Origin of the sequence: Flavobacterium salmonis (assembly GCF_903819435.1) — a bacterium.
GTDB lineage: Bacteria > Bacteroidota > Bacteroidia > Flavobacteriales > Flavobacteriaceae > Flavobacterium > Flavobacterium chungangense.
In genome coordinates this window covers 239,102-261,271 of record NZ_CAIJDP010000082.1, presented here as the reverse complement: position 1 = coordinate 261,271, position 22,170 = coordinate 239,102, and the positions used below count along the sequence as shown (strand labels likewise).

Sequence of the window (22,170 nt, the reverse complement as noted above, 5' to 3'; positions counted from 1 at the left end):
TAAAAACAGCTCTCATTTTTTACAAAAGTTATGAAAATTTCATCATATAAGTGATAAATTGCGTTGAAAAAGCAGGAACTTATATTTTCTTAGATCATCTATATGGTTTTAAAAAAAATTAGAAATTTGGACTCAAGTCGTATTTCTTGTAGAATTTATCAAGAACATCAACTACTTCATCTTCTGTGTCTACGATCTTAAATAAGTTTAAATCATCAGGGCTAACGGTATGCATTTTTTCAACTAAAACCGTTTTTACCCAGTCGATTAATCCTGACCAAAATTCAACCCCGACTAATATGATGGGAAACTTACCAATTTTTTTTGTCTGGATCAGGGTAATGGCTTCAAACATTTCGTCAAGAGTTCCAAATCCACCGGGCATCACTACAAATCCTTGTGAATATTTTACAAACATTACTTTTCGAACAAAAAAGTAATCAAAATTTAGATTTTTGTCATGATCAATGTAAGGATTGAAATGCTGTTCAAAAGGCAGTTCGATATTTAAACCTACAGATGTTCCTCCGCCTAAATGTGCCCCTTTATTTCCTGCTTCCATAATTCCGGGTCCACCGCCTGTGATAACGCCATAACCGGCTTTACTAATTTTATAAGCAATTTTTTCGGCCAGTAAATAATATTTATCTTCCGGTTTTGTTCTTGCCGATCCAAAAATGGACACACATGGTCCAATACGTCCCATGCTTTCGTATCCGTTAACAAATTCGGCCATGATTTTAAAAATTGCCCAACTGTCATTGGTTCTGATTTCATTCCACGTTTTTTGTTTTAAACGATCCTGAATTACTTTGTCCTCATCATTATCAAAATCTTCTAATCTCATTTTGCGTATTATTAATTTATTATTTTGCTGTAAAAGTTTAAACTCTTTTTATGGCATTATACCAGAAAATAACAGCTTTGACATGTTTTAAAAACATTGACAAAGCTGTCGCACTAAATTAACTCTTTTTTTGAAAATGGTTATAAAAATAGAGCATTTATTCCCTTACAGTAAAAGCTATTTCTTTTAACTATTTTGTTTCTATTGTTTTATGAAAATAAATTCATGGTTTTTATTATTTTTTTACCAGTTTTTCTTTAAAAAAGGCAATAGTTCTTTTCCATGATAAAGTTGCTGCTGCTTCATCATATCTTGGTGTTGTATTGTTATGAAAACCATGGTTCACTCCCTGATAAAAATGGGCTGTGTGCTCAACTTTATTTTTATTTAGAATTTCTTCAAAAGCAGTCCAGCCTTCGTTGACACGGGTATCCAGTCCTGCGTAATGCAAAAGAAGCGGTGTCTTTATTTTTTCAGCTTCCTCTTTAGTGGGCTGTCCGCCGTAATAGGGAACTGCAGCTGATAAAGAAGGTATTTTTACCGCCATCATATTCGAAACCCATCCGCCAAAACAAAATCCGACCACTCCCACATAACCGTTGCAGTCTTTATGTGATTTAAGGTATTCATAAGCAGCAATGAAATCTTCAAGCATTTCTTCACGTGTTCGTTTTTTTTGAAGTTCTCGTCCGGCATCATCATTGCCGGGATATCCGCCTAATGGTGTTAATGCATCGGGAGCTAATGTAATAAAGCCTTCTATAGCAGCTCTTCTTCCAACATCTTCTATATAAGGGTTTAATCCTCTGTTTTCATGTACTACAATGATTCCGGGTAATTTTTTTTGGGTTTCCAAGGGCTGTGACAATTGACCTTTAATGCTTCCTCCGCCTTTTGGGGAATCATAGTTGATGTATTGGGTTTTTAATCTCGAATCGCTAAGCGGAATTAAAATGCTATCAACATAATTAGGGGTTATAAAACTTAAAAGAGATGGAAGCGTAATTGCTCCTACGGCAAAAATGGATAGTTTTTCGATAAACTGCCTTCGTTCAATTTTATTGTGAGCATAGTCATCATATAAATCAAATACTTCCTGAGCGATATCTTCTTTGGTTAATTTTTGCATAGCGGTTAATTTTTTGAAAGTTATTTAGATACTAAATGTCTGCATAAATATTTATATCCTATAAAAGTAAAGAATAACAAATTAAGATATTTTTTTAAATCAAAACAGTACTCTTTTTATTTTTAGGAGTATTATATCAATTAAAATATGCGCTTAACTATATGTTTTTTAGTATTTTTATTAAATTATAAATTCATATTGATAAAGGATGCTTAAACTTTAATAATGAAATTATCTAATCAAATACTTTTAGCGTTTACGCTGATAATTTTATTATCCGTTGCAGATTCTTACACAAATTATTTGTTATCCAAAAAAGTACAACTGAATTCACTATTTCTTGCCAGATCCGAAGAGATAATACGAAATTCGAATAAAACCCACAAAGCAATTATTGAAATGCAGAGCGCTTTTAGGGGTTATTTACTTACAGATGACAAGGCTTTTCTGAACTCGTATTTTAAAGGACTGAAAAATGTACCGGAATTAATAAAAGAGCAACAGCTTCGGATTGGCACTCATAACAAACAGCGCATAATATTAGATTCAATCCGGAACATGCATAACAATTGGCTGGAATATTCAGCTCAAATAATATATTCACGCGAAAAAGTGCCTGGTTCTTATAAAAACCTTTTTGAAAATTCCTTAAAAAAAACACGTAGGTAAAAAAATTAACGATGCAATTGCCTATAAATTTTCAAGATTTGATAAAATAGAATATAAAATGAGGAAACATCATACAGACAGATTACTCATTTCTTTAAAAAATGCCCGTACATTTTCTCTTATTTTCCTAACATTGACAGTTGTAGTAGGGATAGTTAGTACAGCATTTATCATAGTCGTTACCACTAAAAGAATCAATTCGATGGTAAGTCTTGCTAAAAATATTTCAAAAGGTAATTTCACCAGTGTTAAAGATACCCGTAACGATGAACTATCAGCATTAGTTGTTTCACTCAATATGATGTCTGAAAAATTAGATAAAAATATCCGTGAACTAAAAAACAGAAATGCTGAGTTAAATAAATTTGCTTATGTAGTTTCTCATGATTTAAAAGCACCCATCAGGGGAATTCATAATGTTATTACCTGGATTGAAGAAGATTATGGAGGTGAGCTTTCTCCGGAACTTAAAAGATATTTATCGATAATTCCGCAAAGAACCCGCCGTATGGAAGCGCTCATTAATGGCTTACTTGATTATGCCAGATTAAATTTGAAGACTCCACCGGAAAAGATAAATACAAATGCTTTGGTTCAGGAAATTGCAGATTCTATTGTCCCAAGGGCTTTTACAATTGAAATTGGTGATCTGCCGGATTTGTTTACACAACGAATTAAACTGGAACAGGTTTTTGCTAATTTGATAAGTAATGCTATAAAACATACGCCAAAGGATAAAAAAGGAATAATTCAGATTAAATGCAAAATATTCCCTAACTTTTATGAATTTTCAGTTAAAGATAATGGGACTGGAATTGCGGTAGAATACCATCAAAAGATATTCGAAATATTTCAGACACTTCGCGAGCAAAATGAGCAGGAAAGTACTGGAGTAGGTTTGGCAATTGTAAAAAAAATAATTGACGATCAGCAAGAAAATATCATAGTTAAATCAACATTGGGTGAAGGTTCTGAGTTTATCTTTACCTGGAGAAATAGTTAATATCATGAAATGAGCACAGTCTTAAAACTTTTTAAGACTTATGAGAAACGAAGCTCAAATGATTTCACTAAAAAATAGAAGTAAATGATATATTCCTAAAAATAACATAGTACCACATACATGAAAAAATCAACAATTTTATTAATAGAATATGATGAACTTGACATTATAAGTGTAGAGCGGTCTTTGAAAAAAATAGAGAGTGAATATGTACTGCATACAGCTTATAATGGTATTGAAGCATTAAAAATTCTTAGAGATACCAATTTAGGGCTGATTCCGGATGTTATTCTTTTGGATATTAATATGCCCAGAATGAACGGAATAGAATTTTTGAAAATTATAAGAGAAGATACAAAACTTAAAAATTTAAAAGTTTTTATAATGACAACTTCTTCAGAAGGAGAAGACAGGTTTGAAGCAGAACAATTTGGTATATCAGGCTATATATTAAACCCTTAAATTATACAGATAATTCAAAAAGACCGGATTCTATGGATGCTTTTGTACAATTTTATTTAAGGAAAATATTACTTGATGAGCATATATAATATTGGTTTTTGATGATAAATACCTCTTTCATTATTAAAATCTAATTACCTTAATTCGATTATCAGCATTTTTTAAATCATTCTTTTTAAAGAATTGAAAATATGAAGAAAACTAAAAATAATAATACAGAAAGCCCTGAAAATGTATTACTACTTCCGGTTGTTTCTGGTGAAAAGCCATTAAAAACTAAAACAAAAAAAGCCGATTTAGAGGAGTCTATTTTGACAGATGCAGAGTTTTTGAAAATTTTGCTTAAGGTTAAAAATGGTAATTTCACTCAGCGCTTCCCAACCGATCAAAACGGAACTAAAAGATCCATTTGTGAAACTTTAAACGAAATCATCGACCTTAACGAACGCATGGTTTTTGAATTTCAAAAGGTAGGCAAAAGTATTGGTAAACAAGGAAAACTAACCAATCGTGTAGCGCTTGATGGTGCGAGAGGTTCGTGGAGTTCCTGTGTGGATTCGGTTAATACATTGATTTCAGATCTGGTACATCCAACTATTGAGATTGCTCACGTAATTACATCGGTGGCAAAAGGAAATTTATCTCAGGAAATGCCGCTTTCTATTGAGGGAAATCCGCTTCAGGGAGAGTTTTTAAGAATTGCAAAAGAGGTAAACGGAATGGTAAAACAGCTGAATCTGTTTTCGATGGAGGTAACCCGTGTGGCACGTGAGGTAGGAACTGAAGGTAAACTGGGAGGTCAGGCAAAAGTGCGGGGTGTTGGTGGGGTTTGGAAAGATTTGACCGACTCGGTAAATAAAATGGCGAGTAACTTAACAGGTCAGGTACGTAATATTGCTGATGTAACAACAGCCGTAGCAAAAGGAGATTTGTCTAAAAAAATTACGGTTGACGTAAAAGGAGAAATCCTTGAACTTAAAAATACCATTAATACGATGGTGGATCAGCTGAACTCGTTTTCATCAGAGGTAACCCGTGTGGCACGTGAGGTAGGAACCGAAGGAAAACTGGGTGGTCAGGCGCAGGTAAAAGGAGTTGGGGGAACCTGGAAAGATTTGACCGATTCTGTAAACCAGATGGCATCGAACTTAACAGGACAGGTACGTAATATTGCAGATGTAACTACGGCCGTAGCAAAAGGAGATTTATCTAAAAAAATTACCGTAGACGTAAAAGGAGAAATCCTGGAACTTAAAAACACCATTAATACGATGGTGGATCAGCTGAATTCCTTTTCATCAGAGGTTACGCGTGTGGCAGTAGAGGTAGGTTCAGAAGGAAAACTGGGAGGGCAGGCGAGAGTACGTGGTGTTGGTGGAGTTTGGAAAGATTTGACCGATTCTGTAAACCAGATGGCATCGAACTTAACAGGACAGGTACGTAATATTGCAGATGTAACTACGGCCGTAGCAAAAGGAGATTTATCTAAAAAAATTACCGTAGACGTAAAAGGAGAAATCCTGGAACTTAAAAACACCATTAATACGATGGTGGATCAGCTGAATTCCTTTTCATCAGAGGTTACGCGTGTGGCAGTAGAGGTAGGTTCAGAAGGAAAACTGGGAGGGCAGGCGAGAGTACGTGGTGTTGGTGGAGTTTGGAAAGATTTGACCGACTCCGTAAATCAAATGGCATCCAACTTAACAGGTCAGGTACGTAATATTGCCGAGGTAACAACAGCCGTGGCGAAAGGGGATTTATCTAAAAAAATTACTGTAAACGTTGCGGGTGAAATCCTTGAACTTAAAAATACCATCAATACTATGGTGGATCAGCTGAACTCTTTTGGTGCCGAGGTAACGCGTGTGGCACGTGAGGTAGGTTCAGAAGGAAAACTGGGCGGTCAGGCTAAGGTAAAAGGGGTTGGTGGAACCTGGAAAGATTTAACCGATTCGGTAAATCAGATGGCATCCAACTTAACGGGTCAGGTACGTAATATTGCCGAGGTAACAACAGCCGTAGCAAACGGAGATTTATCTAAAAAAATTACGGCTGTAGCCGAAGGAGAAATCCTGGAGTTGAAGAAAACCATTAATACGATGGTAGATCAGCTAAACTCATTCTCATCTGAGGTTACGCGTGTGGCACTTGAGGTAGGAACGGAAGGAAAACTCGGAGGTCAGGCAAAAGTAAAAGGAGTTGGAGGAACCTGGAAAGACTTAACCGATTCGGTGAACCAAATGGCATCCAACTTAACCGGTCAGGTACGTAATATTGCCGAGGTAACAACCGCGGTAGCAAAAGGAGATTTATCACGCCAGATTACCGTAGATACAAAAGGGGAAATTCTGGAGCTTAAAAATACGATTAACACCATGGTGGGGCAGCTAAACTCATTTGCATCCGAGGTAACCCGTGTGGCGCGTGAGGTGGGAACCGAAGGAAAACTGGGAGGTCAGGCTCAGGTAGAAGGTGTTGGTGGAACCTGGAAAGATTTAACAGACTCGGTAAACCAGATGGCATCCAACTTAACCGGTCAGGTACGTAACATTGCCGAAGTTACCACAGCGGTAGCAAAAGGCGATTTATCATTGCAAATTACAGTAGACGTAAAAGGAGAAATCTTAGAGCTTAAAAATACGATTAACACGATGGTGGATCAGCTGCGAGGATTTGCATCTGAAGTAACCAGGGTATCGCGTGAGGTAGGAACCGAAGGAAAACTAGGAGGTCAGGCGAATGTACCGGGAGTTGCCGGAACGTGGAAAGATTTAACGGATTCGGTTAACCAGATGGCGGGTAACTTAACCGCTCAGGTACGTAACATTGCCGATGTGGCGATTGCCGTGGCGAATGGGGATATGTCCCGAAAAATTACCGTTGACGTTCGTGGAGAAATTCTTCAGTTAAAAGAAACCCTGAATACGATGGTGGATCAGTTAAGGGAGTTTGCATCAGAGGTAACGCGTGTGGCACGTGAGGTTGGTACAGAAGGAAAACTTGGCGGACAGGCGAATGTGCCCGGAGTTGCAGGAACCTGGAAAGATTTAACGGACTCTGTTAACCAGATGGCGGGTAACTTAACAACGCAGGTACGTAATATTGCCGAGGTTACGATAGCTGTTGCCAACGGAGATATGTCCAAGAAAATTACGGCCGACGTTCGTGGAGAGATTCTTCAATTAAAAGAAACTGTAAATACGATGGTGGATCAGCTTCGAAGTTTTGCTTCGGAGGTGACAAGGGTATCCAGAGAGGTTGGTACCGAAGGAAAACTGGGAGGGCAGGCATTCGTGCCCGGAGTTGCAGGAACCTGGAAAGATTTAACGGATTCTGTGAACCAAATGGCCTCCAACTTAACAGGTCAGGTGCGTAATATTGCCGATGTAACGAAAGCGGTAGCTAATGGCGACCTTTCGAAACAAATTACCGTAGACGTAAAAGGAGAAATTCTGGATTTAAAAAACACCTTCAACACGATGGTAGAGCAGCTGAACTCGTTTTCATCTGAAGTAACCCGTGTGGCGCGTGAGGTGGGAACCGAAGGAAAACTGGGAGGACAATCTGAAGTAAAAGGGGTTGCGGGAACGTGGAAAGATTTAACGGATTCAGTTAACCTGATGGCTTCGAATTTAACGTCTCAGGTACGTGGAATTGCGAAGGTTGTAACCTCTGTGGCCAAAGGAAACTTAAAACAAAAATTATCGATCGATGCAAAAGGCGAGGTGGCACAACTTACAGACACGATCAACGAAATGATTGATACTTTGGCAACCTTCTCAGATCAGGTAACTACGGTGGCTCGTGAGGTTGGGGCAGAAGGAAAACTGGGAGGTCAGGCAAACGTACCGGGTGCATCAGGAACATGGAAAAACTTAACAGAAAACGTAAATCAGCTTGCCGCAAATTTAACAACACAGGTACGTGCCATTTCTGAGGTGGCTTCTGCGGTAACACAAGGAGATTTAACCCGAACCATTGGTGTTGAAGCTAAAGGGGAAGTTGAAGCCTTGAAAGATACGATCAACCAGATGATTTCGAACCTGAAAGCAACAACATTACGTAATCAGGAGCAAGACTGGCTGAAATCGAATTTGGCGAAATTTACCCAAATGCTTCAGGGGCAAAAAGAATTGAATTCGGTTACCAAAAAAATCCTTTCGGAGTTGGCGACGGTTGTAACCGCACAACACGGACTTTTCTATATTCTGCAGGAAGACGAAGAATTCATGGATTCTAAACTGAATCTGATTGCTTCTTATGCTTACATCAAAAGAAAAAATTCTCCAATGCAGTACGCAATGGGGGAAGGACTTATTGGTCAGGTTGCTGTCGAAAAAGAAAGAATTATTCTGAGTAATGTTCCTAAAGATTACATCAAAATCAATTCAGGACTTGGAGATGCAAAACCCAAAGACGTTATTATTTTACCGGTACTATTTGAAGGGCAATTAAAAGCTGTTATCGAACTGGCTTCGCTGGATACCTTTAGCGAAACGCATTTGGATTTTCTTGAAGGACTGACAGAAAGTATTGGTATTGTATTGAATACGATCGAATCGAATTCCAGAACCGAAGAATTATTGGTACAGTCACAATCGTTGGCAGGAGAGCTTAAAAGCCAGCAGGAAGTATTAAAAAATACAAATGAGGAACTGGAAGAAAAAGCATTCTTATTGGCGAATCAAAAAGAAGAAGTAGAGCTTAAAAACCAGGAAGTTGAGGTGGCGAGAAAAGCATTGGAAGAAAAAGCAGATCAGCTTACTTTGACATCCAAATACAAGTCGGAATTTTTAGCGAATATGTCGCATGAGTTAAGAACACCGCTGAACAGTTTACAGATTTTGGCAAATGAGTTAATTGCAAATCGCGACGGTAATTTATCCGAAAAGCAAATTCAATTTGCAAAAACCATAAATGCCTGCGGTGATGACCTTATTCAATTAATTAATGATATTCTGGATCTTTCTAAAATTGAATCGGGTTATATTTCTGTTGATTACAACCCAATTAGTTTTGAAGACATTAGCCGATTTGTTGCTTCTACTTTCAACCCAATTTCAGAAGCCAAACATCTTCGTTTTAATATTATTATGGATGAAGAGCTTCCGGAACTGATGGAAACGGATTCGCAAAGGTTAAATCAGATTTTGAAAAACCTGCTTTCAAACTCTTTCAAATTTACCGAAAAAGGAGAAGTAAAACTTAAAATTTACAAAGCCAATAACAATTGGAAAACCAATAATCTAAGACTTGAAAATGCAGAAGATGTTGTGGCATTTGAAATTTCAGATACCGGTATTGGTATTTCTAAAGAAAAACAAAACATTATTTTTGAAGCTTTCCAGCAAGCAGAAGGTTCAACAAGCCGTAAATATGGTGGTACAGGATTAGGATTATCGATAAGCCGCGGACTTTCAGATTTATTAGGAGGAAGTATCGAGCTTGAAAGTGAAACGAACGTGGGAAGTAAATTTACATTATTTCTACCGCTGAAATATGTTCACGTTGCTGAGGTAGAAAATATCGATGTAAATGAAGAAAATGATTCAAGAGGGCGTATTAAATCACTACCTTCAGAAAAATTTAACCGTTCTGATATTGATTTGTTTTTCGTAGATGAAGTAGGTGATGACAGAACTGATATTAAACCTGATGATAAAGTGCTGCTGATTGCTGAGGATAATCTGATCTTTGCCAAAATTATGCTCGAACAGGCACACATTCATGGTATTAAAGCTATTGTTACGACTAAAGGGAGTGATGTTATAGATTTTATTAATCAGTTTCGCCCTCATGCCATTACAATGGATCTTAATATGCCGGATACGAGCGGGTGGAAAATTTTGGACAGGTTAAAAACAGATTTTAACCTGCGTCACATTCCTGTTTATATCATCTCTGGTGAGGACGAGAGAAATAAAGGTCTTAAACGTGGTGCCAGAAACTTTTTCCTTAAGCCAGTAAAGAATGATTCGCTAAATTATCTTTTTAACGATATCCATGATTTTAAAAATAAAAAAGTAAAAAACTTATTAGTAGTTGATGATAATCAGAAGGAATTAGACAGAATATTAAAAGCTGTTGATGGTGATGATATTACAGTATTTTACGCTAAAACGGCCACAGAAGCTGTTGCACTTATTAAAGATCATTCATTTGACTGTATTATATTAGATTTAAAACTGCCAGACGCAGACGGACTTGATATTATTACCGACTTAGAGAATAATATAACAGGACAGGAAACTGCGATTATTATTCATTCTGCGGGTGATGTTACTAAGAAACAAAAGATAAAACTAAACAGATTTGCTCATAGCATCATTACAAAAAATGCTTCATCACTGGATGAATTAGTAGATCAGACAGCTTTGTTTATGCACCGTGTTCATAAAGAATTGCCACATGCTATGAGAGAGACCATAGAATCGTTTTATTTGAAAGAAGATGTGCTCTCTGGCAAAAAAGTATTGCTTGTAGATGATGATGTGCGTAATTTATTTGCCCTGACTACAGCCTTAGAACGTTATGGATTGAATGTTATCAGTGCAGAAAGCGGTCAGGAAGCAATTGATATTCTTAATCAGGATAAAGCCATTGATATTGTTCTGATGGATATTATGATGCCCGAAATGGATGGGTACGAAACGATGAAACGTATTCGTAAAGACTCGAAACACAAAGATCTTACTATTATTGCAGTAACGGCAAAAGCCATGAAGGGAGACAGACAGCGTTGCATAGAATCCGGTGCATCAGATTATATAACCAAACCAGTAAATGTAGAACAACTGTGTTCGTTAATGCGTGTGTGGCTTAAATAATAATTTTATATTCAATGCAAAATAGAATGGGAGACAATGGAATAAAAATCCTAATAGTCGATGACAAGAAAGAAAACCTGCTTTCTTTACAAGTCATTCTGGCTGATCGTGGTTATCAGTTTGTTGAAGCAACTTCAGGAAAAGATGCTTTGCGGATTCTGTTGAAAAGCCAGGATTTTGCCATTATACTTATGGATGTGCAAATGCCGTTGATGGATGGTTTTGAAACAGCCGAATTAATTCGACAAAGTGATAAACTCAAACATGTTCCTATTATTTTTCTGACTGCCAATATGAATACAAACGAGTATATATTCAAAGGCTATCAGTCCGGTGCTGTAGATTATATGATTAAACCGCTTTCGCCTGAAATTTTACAGGCGAAAGTCATGGTTTTTACCGAATTGTTCAGAAAAAATCAGGAATTAAAAAAGAAAGAAGAAGAAACTCATGCTCTGAATGAGATTATTTTAAAGACCAATGCCCAGCTTGCTTCACAATACGAAGCTATAGCAAAACACGCTGAAGAACTCAAAAAGAAGAACATGGAACTTGATGCCTTTACGTACATATCAAGTCATGATCTTCAGGAACCACTCCGAAAAATTCAAACTTTTGCTAATCTTATCCTATCCAACGAATATCCAAATTTATCAGAAGATGGTAAAGCAAAATTCAACAGGATTCTTTATGCCACAAACAGAATGCGTGAACTGATAAACAGTCTTCTAACTTTTTCACGCGCGACTCTTGATGACAGAAGGTTTGAGACAGTAGATTTGAATGCCATTATTGCTGATGTAAAAGCAGCTTTATATGAAAATTTAGTAGAAAAAAAAGCTGTTATAATTACTGATTTTCATGATAATGTCAAGATAATTCCTTTTCAATTTGTTCAATTAATGGAAAATCTGATTCATAATGCAATTAAGTTTTCACAATCAGAAGTTACATTGGAAATTACTATTAAAAGCCGTTTTGTTGATAGTTCAGTTTTAAAAGACATCCAGTTATTACCCAATGTAAAATATTGCCATATTAGTTTTGAAGATAATGGAATAGGATTTGAACCGGAACATAGTGAAAAAATATTTGGAGTTTTTCAGAAATTGCATGGCCGGGATTTGTATGAGGGAACCGGAATAGGGCTTGCAATTGTCAAGAAAATAATTGAAAACCATGATGGCTTTATAAATGCTACAGGCGAACCTATGAAAGGAGCCACATTTAATATATACATACCATACTAAAGTAATTGCTTTAATCTAATAAAAAAAATAATAGGCTGCCTTTTTGAGACAGCCTATTATTTATAATTTAATATTTAAAACTTATCGGATTGTTTACAGGGTCCGTTTCTTCAAGATCCTGATCAATGTCGTATTCCAGATCTAGCAGATCCTTTTTTTGATTATCTGCGGCAATCTTATTTTACATAACTGTCATTTTCGTCAGAATCTTCTTTAGTATCATCGCCAATGTCCTTTACATCTACCTGGCTGTCCCATTCATCTGCATAAAAATTAGCATCGGCATTATTTTTCTGGTCATCATTTTTTTGCAGGCTGCTAAAATGATTGTTTAATTCATCGTCATCTTCATTATTAATTATGTCATCATCCGGATTAACAATCTCTTCTTCATTATTGTCCTTCTCGTATTGACCCACATAGCTTTTGTTTTCCGAATCCGGATAATTATTTATATCTGAAGGAGCCTTCATATCATCTTCTGGATGATGAAAACTACGAACATCCCGACCATAGTTTTCTTTGTTCTGTGTTGTCATATAAAATAATTTAAAAGTGATTATAATTTAAAATATACTGTGATTCGAGAGGAGAAAAACTCAAATTTAATTGTAAGGTTCAAATTTTATTTATAGAATTTACAGCAGTAGTTATATAATTATCAGTTTTGTATAGCTTTCCTTCAAATCACAAAAAGGATTTTAAAAGGGATTTAGATTTTTCAAACATCTAAATGAAATACCGGAATGAAAATTATATAATTCACGATGTGTATTTTGTAAGTTTTTTTGTCTGAAATTTAAAATATTTGTGTTGTAAATTTATTGTTTAGAGATATAAACATAACTAATTATCAACCCTCATGTAATTTTAAGATTTAAATTATGGCTTATGAATAAAAAAGGCCCCATAATAATTGTAGAAAACAAACAGGAAGACCGGAAGTTATTTATAGAGTTTTTTTCTGATTTGAATTATCCAAATCAGGTAATCTATTTTAATGATCCGGAAATTGCTTATCATTATATACTGCGAAATAAATTAAAGCCGTTTCTTATTTTTTCTGATATTGTTTTATTGAATATTATGAATGATAATGTGGTAGAAGCAAAACTTGATAATGTAGGTGAGTTGTTTCATTGCCCTTATCTGTTTTTCACAACATCTTTTAATCAGACATACGTAATAGATCCGTACTCGATACCTACGCAAAGTTATTTTGTGAAACCTTATGATTATGCTGAGTTCAAACAAATCATAAAGACAATAATTGAGTATTGGATCAAATCTAAATCAATTGTTTCGTATAAAAAAAAACAGGTAAAAATTGGCTTTATCGATAAAATCGATAAATAAGAGAAAAAGATATCATTTTTATCGTGTTTTTTATAATGGTAAATAAATGTAGAAAGTTGTTCCCTGATTTATTTTGCTGGATACTTTTATAAATCCTTCATGGTTGTCAACAATTTTTTTAACCAGCGTTAACCCCAGACCGCTTCCGTGATATTTATCGCTATTATGCAATCTAAAGAAAGGATTAAAAATTTTAGACGCATATTCCTGACTAAAGCCAATACCATTATCGCTGATACAAATCTTTACGTAATTAATATCTGTTTTTCCACCAAGTTCAAGTATTTCATCAGGTGAAGGGTTTAGCGTTTCAATTTTGATTTCGGGTATTATGTCTTCTTTGGAATATTTGATAGCGTTCAGTATCAAATTTTTAAAAAGCTGCTGAATCTGATACGGTATGATATTTAATTGAGGAGAGGGAAAAATAGTGATTACGGCTTTTTTTTCTAAAATATTGTCCTTAATATCTGCCAATGTTTTTTTCAAAACGACATTCAGATCTGTTTTTTTATACTCTTTTTTTATAAAGCTTATTCTTGAGTACTCAATGAGATCGGTAATTAAAATACTCATATTGGTTACAGAAAAAAGAACACGTTCGAGATTATGTTTTCCTGATTCGCTTAAGCCTGATTCGTTTTCAAAAATCCTTTTGCAAAACATATGAATTTTTCGGAGTGGTTCCTGTAAATCATGACTGGCTGCAGAAGTAAAAGCCTCCAGCTGTTCATTTTGTGTTTGTAATTCAATATTTTTATTCGACAATAATTCATTTGTTGCTACTAAATCTGTAATATCTTCGAGTGCCACAAGAATCATCCCTTCTGGTGTTGAATCGATTATAAGACGTGCATTTACAATCATTGTTTTTTTACCAATATCAGGACAGATAGTATCTAATTGTAAATTTTCTATCGAAAATTCCGTGTCTATTTTCAGTAATTGTTTCCTAAATTCAGGAATGTCCCATTGACAATTTCCAATTTCAAAAAGACTATAAGCTTCTGTAGCTTTTTCGCTTGTATTAAAGTATTTATAAAATGCAGGATTGGCACTTTTGATGATAAAGTCCTTGTTTACAATTAGTAATGGCTCGTGAATGGTTTTAACAATTGATTCAGAATAATTTCTCAGGGAAATAAGCTGTTTCTGACGATCGATAAGCTCATCATTGACACACACCAATTCTTCATTATTTGACTGAAGTTCCTCAGTCGAGGTTTCCAGTTCTTCATTCAGTGCCTGCAATTCTTCTCCACTGCTCAATAATTCTTCATTAGTAGTCTGTAATTCCTCTAAGAGGATTTTCTGTTCTTCAGTTACATTTTTTATATCTCTGTATAATTGTGATAATTCATTTTCAAGTTCCTCAATACGCTTTTGGTCTGAATTTTTTTTCTGTATTTTTTTTTGAGGATTTGTTTCGGGTACAATTATCTTATGAAAAATAATCATAATACGCTCATCGTCATTTGGGAGTAAAAACATTTCAAAAGAAACGAGATAAGGTTGGTTTTTAATCTGAATATTTTCTTTTTTTATATTTAATTTCTCTTCTCTTACTTTTGCGATTGCATTATTTAATTCAAAAAAAAGACCTTCACGAGCCATTTTTAAGATATTAAAATTAGGCTGTCCGGGAGAGGGAAGCAAAAATGGGCTTGTATCGCCATGAAAATATAAAATTTCCTGATTCAGATCAATTATAACACTAATGGGTGTGTACTTTGTAAATAAAATCTCAGATGCAATTTTTTTGAAATCGTTTTCAGATGCACTTTTTATTTGAGCTGTTACATTGTTTTGCGATACATTATTTGGTGTTGGTTTATAGAGTTTTGCCACATACCTGCCTGCTATAAACTTGCGGGTGTAGATTTTTCCGAATTTTTCGATGTTTTCAAATAAATCTTGAGAATTAGTAACTGATTCTGATTTTCCAAGAAACAGCAATCCATTATCTTTTAGGGAATAATGAAAAGTTTCCAGAACTTTATTTTGCAGATAAGAATCAAAATAGATAAGTACATTACGGCAGGTAACCAAATCTATTCTGGCAAAAGCAGAATCCTTTACAAAATTATGCACGGCAAAAATGCACATGTCCCGAATTACTTTATTGATATGGTAGTTACCCTCGCTTCTCGTAAAATAATTATCAAGTCTCTCTGCTGATATTTGCTGTACTTCCTGATAAGAATAGGTTCCGGATCTTGCTTTAGTGATGCTTTTTTCAGATATATCCGATGCGAAAATCTGAACTTTTATGTCTGTATTATTTGTTTGCAGCAGATATTCATGAAGGCTGATCGCTATAGAATATGCTTCTTCACCCGTAGAGCATCCGGCAACCCAGATTCTTAGGTTGTTATTGGTTATATTCCTGATTAGGGATGGGTAAACAATGTTGGGCAAACTTTCAAAAGCTTCCTGGTCTCTAAAGAAATATGTTACCGGAATTAAAAAATCATTAAATAATAAATCCTGCTCATTTTTGTTATTTCGCAAAAAGTTATAATAATCTTCAATAGTGTTTCTTTCTGTAGTGACCATTCTTCTTGCAATACGACGTCTTATAGTAGGATATTTATAATGCCTGAAATCGTTACCGGTTCTTAAAAGAATAAGATTAATAATCTGAAAGAAAATTTCCTCATCGTTTTTTGGAATATGCTCTTCTTCTGTATAGCCATAGTTGGTAATATAGCTTTTATGAATTTCCAGTAACTGGGACGGAATTTTTTCGGGAGCCAGAATATAATCGGCTGCATCAGTTTCAATTGCGCTTTGAGGCATTCCTTTAAATGCGGCCGTTTCGGGGTCCTGAGCTATAGTTGCGCCTCCCAGTTCCTTTATTTTTTTGAATCCTAATGTACCATCAAAACCGGTTCCGGAAAGTATAACACCAATGGCAAAAGTTCTATGAACATCTGCAAGAGATTCAAAAAAGATGTCAATGGTATTATTTCGTCTTTCGTCCCGTGTTCTCTGTTTAAGTTTTAAAGTACCTGCTTCTGCTATGAGAAGATTGTTTTCGGGAATAACGTAGATATTATTAGGAGCAAGATTTATATTGCGGATAATTTCTTGTACAGGAATTTGTGAATATTGTGACAGGATTTGTGTAAGGCTGCTCGGATGATCGGGTGACAAGTGTTGTACAAGCACATAAGCCATGCCTGAATCTGCAGATATTGCTGAGATTAATTTTTTAAAAGCATCCAGTCCACCGGCAGATGCTCCTATACCAACAATTGGAAAAGTTGTGGTTTTATTTTCGGTTTTAAAGGTTTCGGGGACTTCCATGAGGTAGGTGTTTTCTCAAAGATAGTCAGTGTTTTACTCTAAAAATAAGCTTTTTACGCTCACATGGGAATTATGTAAGGCACACATTTAAAAAATGTAAAATTGAAATCACGTACTTTTTAGGTGAAAAATTTATCACTTTAAAAGTTTAAATTTTGAATTAAAACAGTCTTAACATTAGCTGATTTTTGGTCAAAAAAATATTAAACGATGTTTCTCAAAATTGTTTTCATAGTTCCAAAATCGTTTGGTTTAATATAATAACCCACTGCGCCCAATCCCTGCAGTTTATTTTCTATGTCTGATGGTATCGAGGTAGAAAATATGATTACAGGAATATTTTTTATGAGCTCTTTTTTATTCATTTCTATTAATAGTTCCATTCCGTTCATTCCGGGCATATTAATATCTAGAAAAATCAGATCCGGATGTATTTCTTTACAAACCAGTTTTTGTAATGCCTGAACAGGATTATGTATTGCCGTATAGGCAGCAGCAGATACTTCTTCGAGTGCTTCTAAAAAGAAATCGCAATCATCATAATCGTCATCAATCTGTAAAATGTTTTTATATCTCATAATTGCTTTGATTGAAAGTTATTTTTCATAATTATTTAAAATTATGTTCTAAGGAGAAAAAATGTAGATTTCAACTAGACTATTTATGCAGTTTTATGGACTGCTTAAATGCAGACAAGCAATTATATATGTGTAATAAAAGGGTAGAATTCTTTCATAGATATGTAGTTGTTTGGGTTTAAAAAGACTTTAGTAATTTTGAAAATGGAGTGCAATTAATCTATTAGCACTTTTAGTGAATCCTTTTGCTGCAGTACAGCCTCTTTTTGATCTCTGGTATAATCTTCATCATCACAATGAGAAGAACAATTGGTATTTATAAGGGTTAAAAAGATAGCGGTTACAATAATCAAAAAATTCAGTTTTTTCATATTCATTAAAATTATAAGGTAAAATAATTCTAATAAAAATATAAGGAAGTTAAAAAATGAATTTATATAATTTTTCTGTTTTGTTATATAATACCCATGTTTGTGAGATTTGATTTAAAATTTATTTCAAAATAAGCTTCTGATTATTAATGCTTTATTTTTTAATTATGTAAAATATAATTAAAATTATATAAAAATTTGGCTGATGCCGATTTTATATTTGAAATTATAGAAACTTTAAAAAAATGTTATGAAAAAGGTATTCAAATCAAAAATCGCATTTCTGTTCATTACTGCGGTTTTATTGCTATCGTGTAAAAAAAGTGATGCTAATAGTGGTGAATATTCAAATGAAACTGATTCGATACAAATTACTGTTGATAGCGTAGGGCCGGCACCGTCAGATTCTATTAATTCAGATTTAGAAGGCGGGGAAGGAACAGGTGCAAATGGAGCCGGCACAACAGGAGCTACCGGCGAAGGATCAACAGGTTCAGGATCAGCGGGTACAACACAAAAAGGTAATACATCAGTAAGAACGGATTCTACCAGTACAGGTAAATAATTCATTTTTTCTGTTTACAAGAAAAGCCTGTAATGTTCCAAATCATTACAGGCTTTTCTATTTAAACTCAGTAAGCACACAATATTAGAATCAATTAGACTCTAAATAAGTTTTAAAATTCATAAGGTCATCTTTTACGATTTTTTCAAAATAAGGGTTAAGAAGTTTTGCCGCACCTTCTCCTGCAATTCCCAGTGGTGCATGATAAGAAATAGTAACAATTATCTCAGTACCTTCTCCAGTTGGTCTGAAAACAACTTTACCAGCATTTTTGACAGAAGATTCCGGTAGAGAATTCCAGCTGATAAGACGGTCTTTTTCATCTTTTATAATTTCAGCAATCCAGCTTAATTTTCCAATTCCCCCAGGACCTTTAGCCGTCCATTTAGAAGTAGTGTAACTTAACGGACGTACGGATTCCAGATGACTCATAAATTTTGGTAAATTTTCAAAATCTCGCCAAAAAGAATAAACTTCACTTATTGGTTTATTGATCAAACTGTTAATTCGAATATTTACATTTGATGCTTTATCATTTTTTAGATGATCAACAGCATCATATATAGGACAGTATCCTGATAAACCCCTTAAAAGCATTGTGCCTCCTGAACCGATTTTTACAATATTTTTCTTTTCTTCAGATAAGCCTTTATACAAAAGGTAAGTTCCGCTTGTAATCATTGCAATTCTTTCGAGTGTGGACACATTGGTTTTAAGTTTTGATTTTTTCTGTATCTGTGTGGGTGTAAATGTGTTTGCTTCCATAATTCTGTTTTTTATGAATTTTATTTTTTAACGATAGTGTCTATTTAATGTATTAAAAATGAGTACTTTGTGAAAATTTTACTTTATACTATTTCCGTAATTAATTACACAATTTTGCCTCCCTGAAAGGTCATTTATAGTAAGTATTAAAAATAAAATATCGCTTGAAAATGATTTAAACGATATTTTATTTTTTAAATTTTAAAATTCCCGAGGGCTATTGGCAGAATCAGTTTCATTAATGTCATCATCTATATTTGTTTCATTAAAATCGTCATCATCGTCTTCTAATTCGTCATCCTCATCTAAATCCTCTTCTTCCGGAGGGTCTTCTTCTTCGTAATCATCCGGATCTATATCATCAGAATCTCTATAATCCTCATCAGGATTTTCCTCCTGATTATAAATTCCTTCTTCGTCGTCATTGACTGAATCGTCTAATACATTAGAAACTGAATCGTTATCTCTGTATTGGCTGTCATTTTGAAAACACTGGCCATCCTGACCGTAATTTTCTCGTTCTTCTATGTTCATAATACTTTGATTTAAAATTATTTTTTCTTAGTTGAAGCCTTATCGTCTTTAGCAGATTTTGAAGTACTTTTAGAAGCAGTTCCTTTTTTATCTGTACTGTCGGATTTTTTAGTATCAGGTTTTTTATCTGTTGACTTAGCACTATCCGTACTGCTGTTCTTTTTATTTGATGTTGTCATAATTCAATTTGTTATAATTTGTATCATGGTAAATGTACAGATGCCGACATCCAAAAACTTACACAAAATTCAGTTCTAATTATATAATTTTCAGATTATTAATTAATTATATGGTTCTTAATCCGTTAATTGAAACGTAAGAGGATATGCCGCTATTATCAAATAGGCAATGATGATGATACTCATAAGAAAAATAACCACCGTTAGAATAGTAAGTAATAATGTCGAATATAAATATTCTCCTTTTTGCAGCAGTTTATGGGTTTGCTTGTACTTGAAGTAAGATAAGAGTATGGTAAGGGCTCCGGTAAAAACCAGAGCAATTCCGATAAAGATAGTGAAACCGTTTTTTGGAATAGTGGAATCCTGAAAAAAACTAGCCGGCAGCTGATTCACAAACGAAGAAAATTTTACGATTACGAAACCAAATACCATAATTCCGATCCCGGTGCGAATCCATGACAAAAAAGTCCTTTCGTTTGCCATGTGTTCATTGATCATATTTTTATTTTTATCCATTTTATCAATCATTATCTTTTGCCGTATTGCTAACCCAATTCATGGCTTCATCAAACGACTCTTTTTTATAACCCCTAAATTCTCCCGGCACTATATAACTGAACCCGTTTGTAAATGAAATAGCATTTTCAGAATCGGTAACAATCGCTGCCCTGTTCCATTTTCCTAAATTTTTAAGTCCAAGCATCGCATCTTCCATCCAGGCGCCTGTTGTAAAATCTTTAATTTCAGTATCAATCAGAAATAAAAAATTGATTTCGTTGATTTGTTTTACTAATTGTTCTACTGCTGGCACCATAACTTTTTTGTAATCATGTTTGGTTATTTCTCCAATTGCTCTAAAAGCGACTACATTATTTGGTGCATCAAGTATTTGTATCATAATTTGTTTTTTTTTAAAGAACCACAATCAGTTTATTTCAAATTTATGATGAGGTGTTTAAAAATATTTATACAATTTACATTGTGCTTTATACAATGTCAATATTGTATTGAGAGCGTTATATAAAGTTTTATGTAATTAGTATTAAAACCTGATAATCATATAAATGGAAATAAAAATTTTATAAAATACTGTTGCTTATGTATCTTATTTTTGAGAAATCTAATTAATTAAAAATAGTATGAAAACGACAAAAAACACCGCGACTGCTGCTACCAAAAAGAAGGGTACCACAACAACACAATCAAAATCAAAAGGAACAGCTGTAAAAGCAAAATCATCTGCTGCTGAGGGTCTTAGAGAATTATTTGTTGAATCGCTAAAAGATATTTACTGGGCAGAAAAAGCGTTAGTGAAAGCTTTACCTAAAATGGCTAAAAATTCTACCTCAGAAAATCTAATTACGGCAATAAATGACCATCTTGAAGTAACAAAAGGACAAGTGGCACGATTAGAACAGGTTTTTGAAAGCGTAGGTGAAAAAGCTACTGCTAAAAAATGTGATGCTATGGAAGGGCTGATAAAAGAAGGCGAAAGCATTATGGAAGAAACTCAGGAAGAATCTGTAAGAGACGCCGGAATTGTGGCAGCCTCTCAAAAAATCGAGCATTATGAAATAGCGACCTACGGGACATTGGCAGCATTTGCGCAAACTTTGGGCGAGCAAGAAGCATTGGCATTATTACAGCAAACCTTAGAAGAAGAAAAAGAAGCTGATACACTTTTAACCGAAGCGGCTTACAATAATATCAATTTTGAAGCTTCTGAGGAAGATGAACAATAAGATCATTCAACAGTCACAAAAAAAGCTGGAAACTAAATTTAGTTTCCAGCTTTTTTTTGTTTAAAAGTTGCTATAAACTTTCAGTAATAAGTTCGGCTGTTTTATCAATTGCCAGTAATACGATTTCTTCCGGTGATCCGTTAAAAACTTCCCGATGGTTGATTTTTTTATCTGGAGTGATAATGTAAATAAAAATAGTTCCTACTGGTTTTTCTATAGTTTCACTTCCTCCCGGAGTTGTAAGGCCTGTAATGGCGACTGTTATTTTAGAATTGAATATTTTGGATGCCTGCTGTGCAAGTATTTGCGTGACTTCTGGAGATTCAGGTGTATGCTTTTCAATAACACTGTGCGGAACGTTTAATAACTGTTCTTTCACAAATACTTCATAGCAAACAATTCCTCCCCGCAAAATTTTTCCGGAATCTTCTGTCATCGAAAATTCTGCACTCATTCTGCCGGCGGAGGCACTCTCGGCAAAAGCGATATTCCATCCTTTTTCGGCAATTGCTTTACCGCATTTAGTAACTATTTCTGAAGGCATAAAAATAATTTTTAGTTCTTAATTATTAATCCTTGAA

The 22,170-nt window shown here is 34.6% G+C and carries 20 protein-coding genes; 8 read left to right on the top strand and 12 right to left on the bottom strand.

Annotation, left to right across the window (positions count from 1 at the left end; translation table 11 throughout):
* Positions 1-118: 118 nt before the first annotated feature.
* Together FLACHUCJ7_RS19070 and FLACHUCJ7_RS19065 are read right to left on the bottom strand one after the other, a co-directional pair.
* Positions 119-847 carry an LOG family protein gene (locus FLACHUCJ7_RS19070; RefSeq protein WP_031453217.1) on the bottom strand — a complete coding sequence of 243 codons (729 nt, stop codon included), beginning with the start codon at positions 845-847 and terminating at the stop codon, positions 119-121.
* A gap of 235 nt (positions 848-1,082) precedes the next feature.
* The gene (locus tag FLACHUCJ7_RS19065; RefSeq protein WP_180910056.1) at positions 1,083-1,976 is read right to left on the bottom strand and encodes a dienelactone hydrolase family protein; all 894 of its coding nucleotides are present in this window, start codon (positions 1,974-1,976) and stop codon (positions 1,083-1,085) included.
* Between the two features lie 225 nt (positions 1,977-2,201).
* On the opposite strand from FLACHUCJ7_RS19065, the gene FLACHUCJ7_RS19060 reads away from it, so the two are divergent.
* The 5 genes from FLACHUCJ7_RS19060 to FLACHUCJ7_RS19040 all read left to right on the top strand — a co-directional run bounded on the left by FLACHUCJ7_RS19060 (position 2,202) and on the right by FLACHUCJ7_RS19040 (position 12,187).
* On the top strand, positions 2,202-2,645 hold the full coding sequence (locus tag FLACHUCJ7_RS19060; protein WP_078228748.1) for a CHASE3 domain-containing protein: 444 nt from the start codon (positions 2,202-2,204) through the stop codon (positions 2,643-2,645).
* 58 nt (positions 2,646-2,703) lie between these two features.
* Positions 2,704-3,648 (top strand): ATP-binding protein, encoded by a 945-nt coding sequence (locus FLACHUCJ7_RS19055; RefSeq protein ID WP_180910055.1) that lies wholly within the window; start codon positions 2,704-2,706, stop codon positions 3,646-3,648.
* Positions 3,649-3,768: 120 nt separating this feature from the next.
* Complete coding sequence (locus FLACHUCJ7_RS19050; RefSeq protein WP_180910054.1) at positions 3,769-4,110, top strand: response regulator; 342 nt, start codon at positions 3,769-3,771, stop codon at positions 4,108-4,110.
* Between the two features lie 191 nt (positions 4,111-4,301).
* Complete coding sequence (locus FLACHUCJ7_RS19045; protein ID WP_180910053.1) at positions 4,302-10,937, top strand: HAMP domain-containing protein; 6,636 nt, start codon at positions 4,302-4,304, stop codon at positions 10,935-10,937.
* A gap of 14 nt (positions 10,938-10,951) precedes the next feature.
* Positions 10,952-12,187: a sensor histidine kinase gene (locus tag FLACHUCJ7_RS19040; RefSeq protein WP_180910052.1), complete on the top strand. Its 1,236-nt coding sequence runs from the start codon at positions 10,952-10,954 to the stop codon at positions 12,185-12,187.
* A gap of 176 nt (positions 12,188-12,363) precedes the next feature.
* On the opposite strand, the gene FLACHUCJ7_RS19035 is transcribed toward FLACHUCJ7_RS19040, so the two are convergent.
* Positions 12,364-12,726, bottom strand: coding sequence for a hypothetical protein (locus FLACHUCJ7_RS19035; RefSeq protein WP_180910051.1), 363 nt, complete (start codon positions 12,724-12,726; stop codon positions 12,364-12,366).
* Between the two features lie 352 nt (positions 12,727-13,078).
* Here FLACHUCJ7_RS19035 and FLACHUCJ7_RS19030 point away from each other — a divergent pair, with 352 nt between their 5' ends.
* Complete coding sequence (locus tag FLACHUCJ7_RS19030) at positions 13,079-13,543, top strand: response regulator (protein ID WP_180910050.1); 465 nt, start codon at positions 13,079-13,081, stop codon at positions 13,541-13,543.
* Positions 13,544-13,573: 30 nt separating this feature from the next.
* Here FLACHUCJ7_RS19030 and FLACHUCJ7_RS19025 read toward each other — a convergent pair whose 3' ends face one another.
* From FLACHUCJ7_RS19025 to FLACHUCJ7_RS19015, 3 genes are all read right to left on the bottom strand, one after another.
* Positions 13,574-16,852, bottom strand: coding sequence for a CheR family methyltransferase (locus FLACHUCJ7_RS19025; RefSeq protein ID WP_180910049.1), 3,279 nt, complete (start codon positions 16,850-16,852; stop codon positions 13,574-13,576).
* Between the two features lie 203 nt (positions 16,853-17,055).
* Entirely contained in the window at positions 17,056-17,430 is a 375-nt protein-coding gene (locus FLACHUCJ7_RS19020) for a response regulator (RefSeq protein WP_180910048.1), read from the bottom strand.
* 215 nt (positions 17,431-17,645) lie between these two features.
* Positions 17,646-17,801, bottom strand: coding sequence for a hypothetical protein (locus FLACHUCJ7_RS19015; RefSeq protein ID WP_180910047.1), 156 nt, complete (start codon positions 17,799-17,801; stop codon positions 17,646-17,648).
* Positions 17,802-18,051: 250 nt separating this feature from the next.
* On the opposite strand from FLACHUCJ7_RS19015, the gene FLACHUCJ7_RS19010 reads away from it, so the two are divergent.
* On the top strand, positions 18,052-18,366 hold the full coding sequence (locus tag FLACHUCJ7_RS19010) for a hypothetical protein (protein WP_180910046.1): 315 nt from the start codon (positions 18,052-18,054) through the stop codon (positions 18,364-18,366).
* A gap of 90 nt (positions 18,367-18,456) precedes the next feature.
* Here the strand turns inward: FLACHUCJ7_RS19010 and FLACHUCJ7_RS19005 are convergent, their stop codons facing one another.
* The 5 genes from FLACHUCJ7_RS19005 to FLACHUCJ7_RS18985 form a co-directional block, all read right to left on the bottom strand.
* On the bottom strand, positions 18,457-19,131 hold the full coding sequence (locus FLACHUCJ7_RS19005) for an SRPBCC family protein (RefSeq protein WP_180910045.1): 675 nt from the start codon (positions 19,129-19,131) through the stop codon (positions 18,457-18,459).
* 201 nt (positions 19,132-19,332) lie between these two features.
* Positions 19,333-19,665: a hypothetical protein gene (locus FLACHUCJ7_RS19000; protein ID WP_180910044.1), complete on the bottom strand. Its 333-nt coding sequence runs from the start codon at positions 19,663-19,665 to the stop codon at positions 19,333-19,335.
* 17 nt (positions 19,666-19,682) lie between these two features.
* Positions 19,683-19,844 (bottom strand): hypothetical protein, encoded by a 162-nt coding sequence (locus tag FLACHUCJ7_RS18995; RefSeq protein ID WP_180910043.1) that lies wholly within the window; start codon positions 19,842-19,844, stop codon positions 19,683-19,685.
* 117 nt (positions 19,845-19,961) lie between these two features.
* Complete coding sequence (locus FLACHUCJ7_RS18990) at positions 19,962-20,363, bottom strand: YidH family protein (RefSeq protein ID WP_180910042.1); 402 nt, start codon at positions 20,361-20,363, stop codon at positions 19,962-19,964.
* 4 nt (positions 20,364-20,367) lie between these two features.
* The gene (locus FLACHUCJ7_RS18985; RefSeq protein ID WP_180910041.1) at positions 20,368-20,745 is read right to left on the bottom strand and encodes a SpoIIAA family protein; all 378 of its coding nucleotides are present in this window, start codon (positions 20,743-20,745) and stop codon (positions 20,368-20,370) included.
* A 241-nt stretch (positions 20,746-20,986) separates the two neighbouring features.
* Between FLACHUCJ7_RS18985 and FLACHUCJ7_RS18980 the strand changes: the two genes are divergently transcribed.
* Positions 20,987-21,589, top strand: a complete 603-nt coding sequence (locus FLACHUCJ7_RS18980; RefSeq protein WP_180910040.1) for a YciE/YciF ferroxidase family protein — start codon at positions 20,987-20,989, stop codon at positions 21,587-21,589.
* A gap of 70 nt (positions 21,590-21,659) precedes the next feature.
* On the opposite strand, the gene FLACHUCJ7_RS18975 is transcribed toward FLACHUCJ7_RS18980, so the two are convergent.
* Entirely contained in the window at positions 21,660-22,133 is a 474-nt protein-coding gene (locus FLACHUCJ7_RS18975) for a CinA family protein (protein WP_180910039.1), read from the bottom strand.
* Positions 22,134-22,170 lie beyond the last annotated feature (37 nt).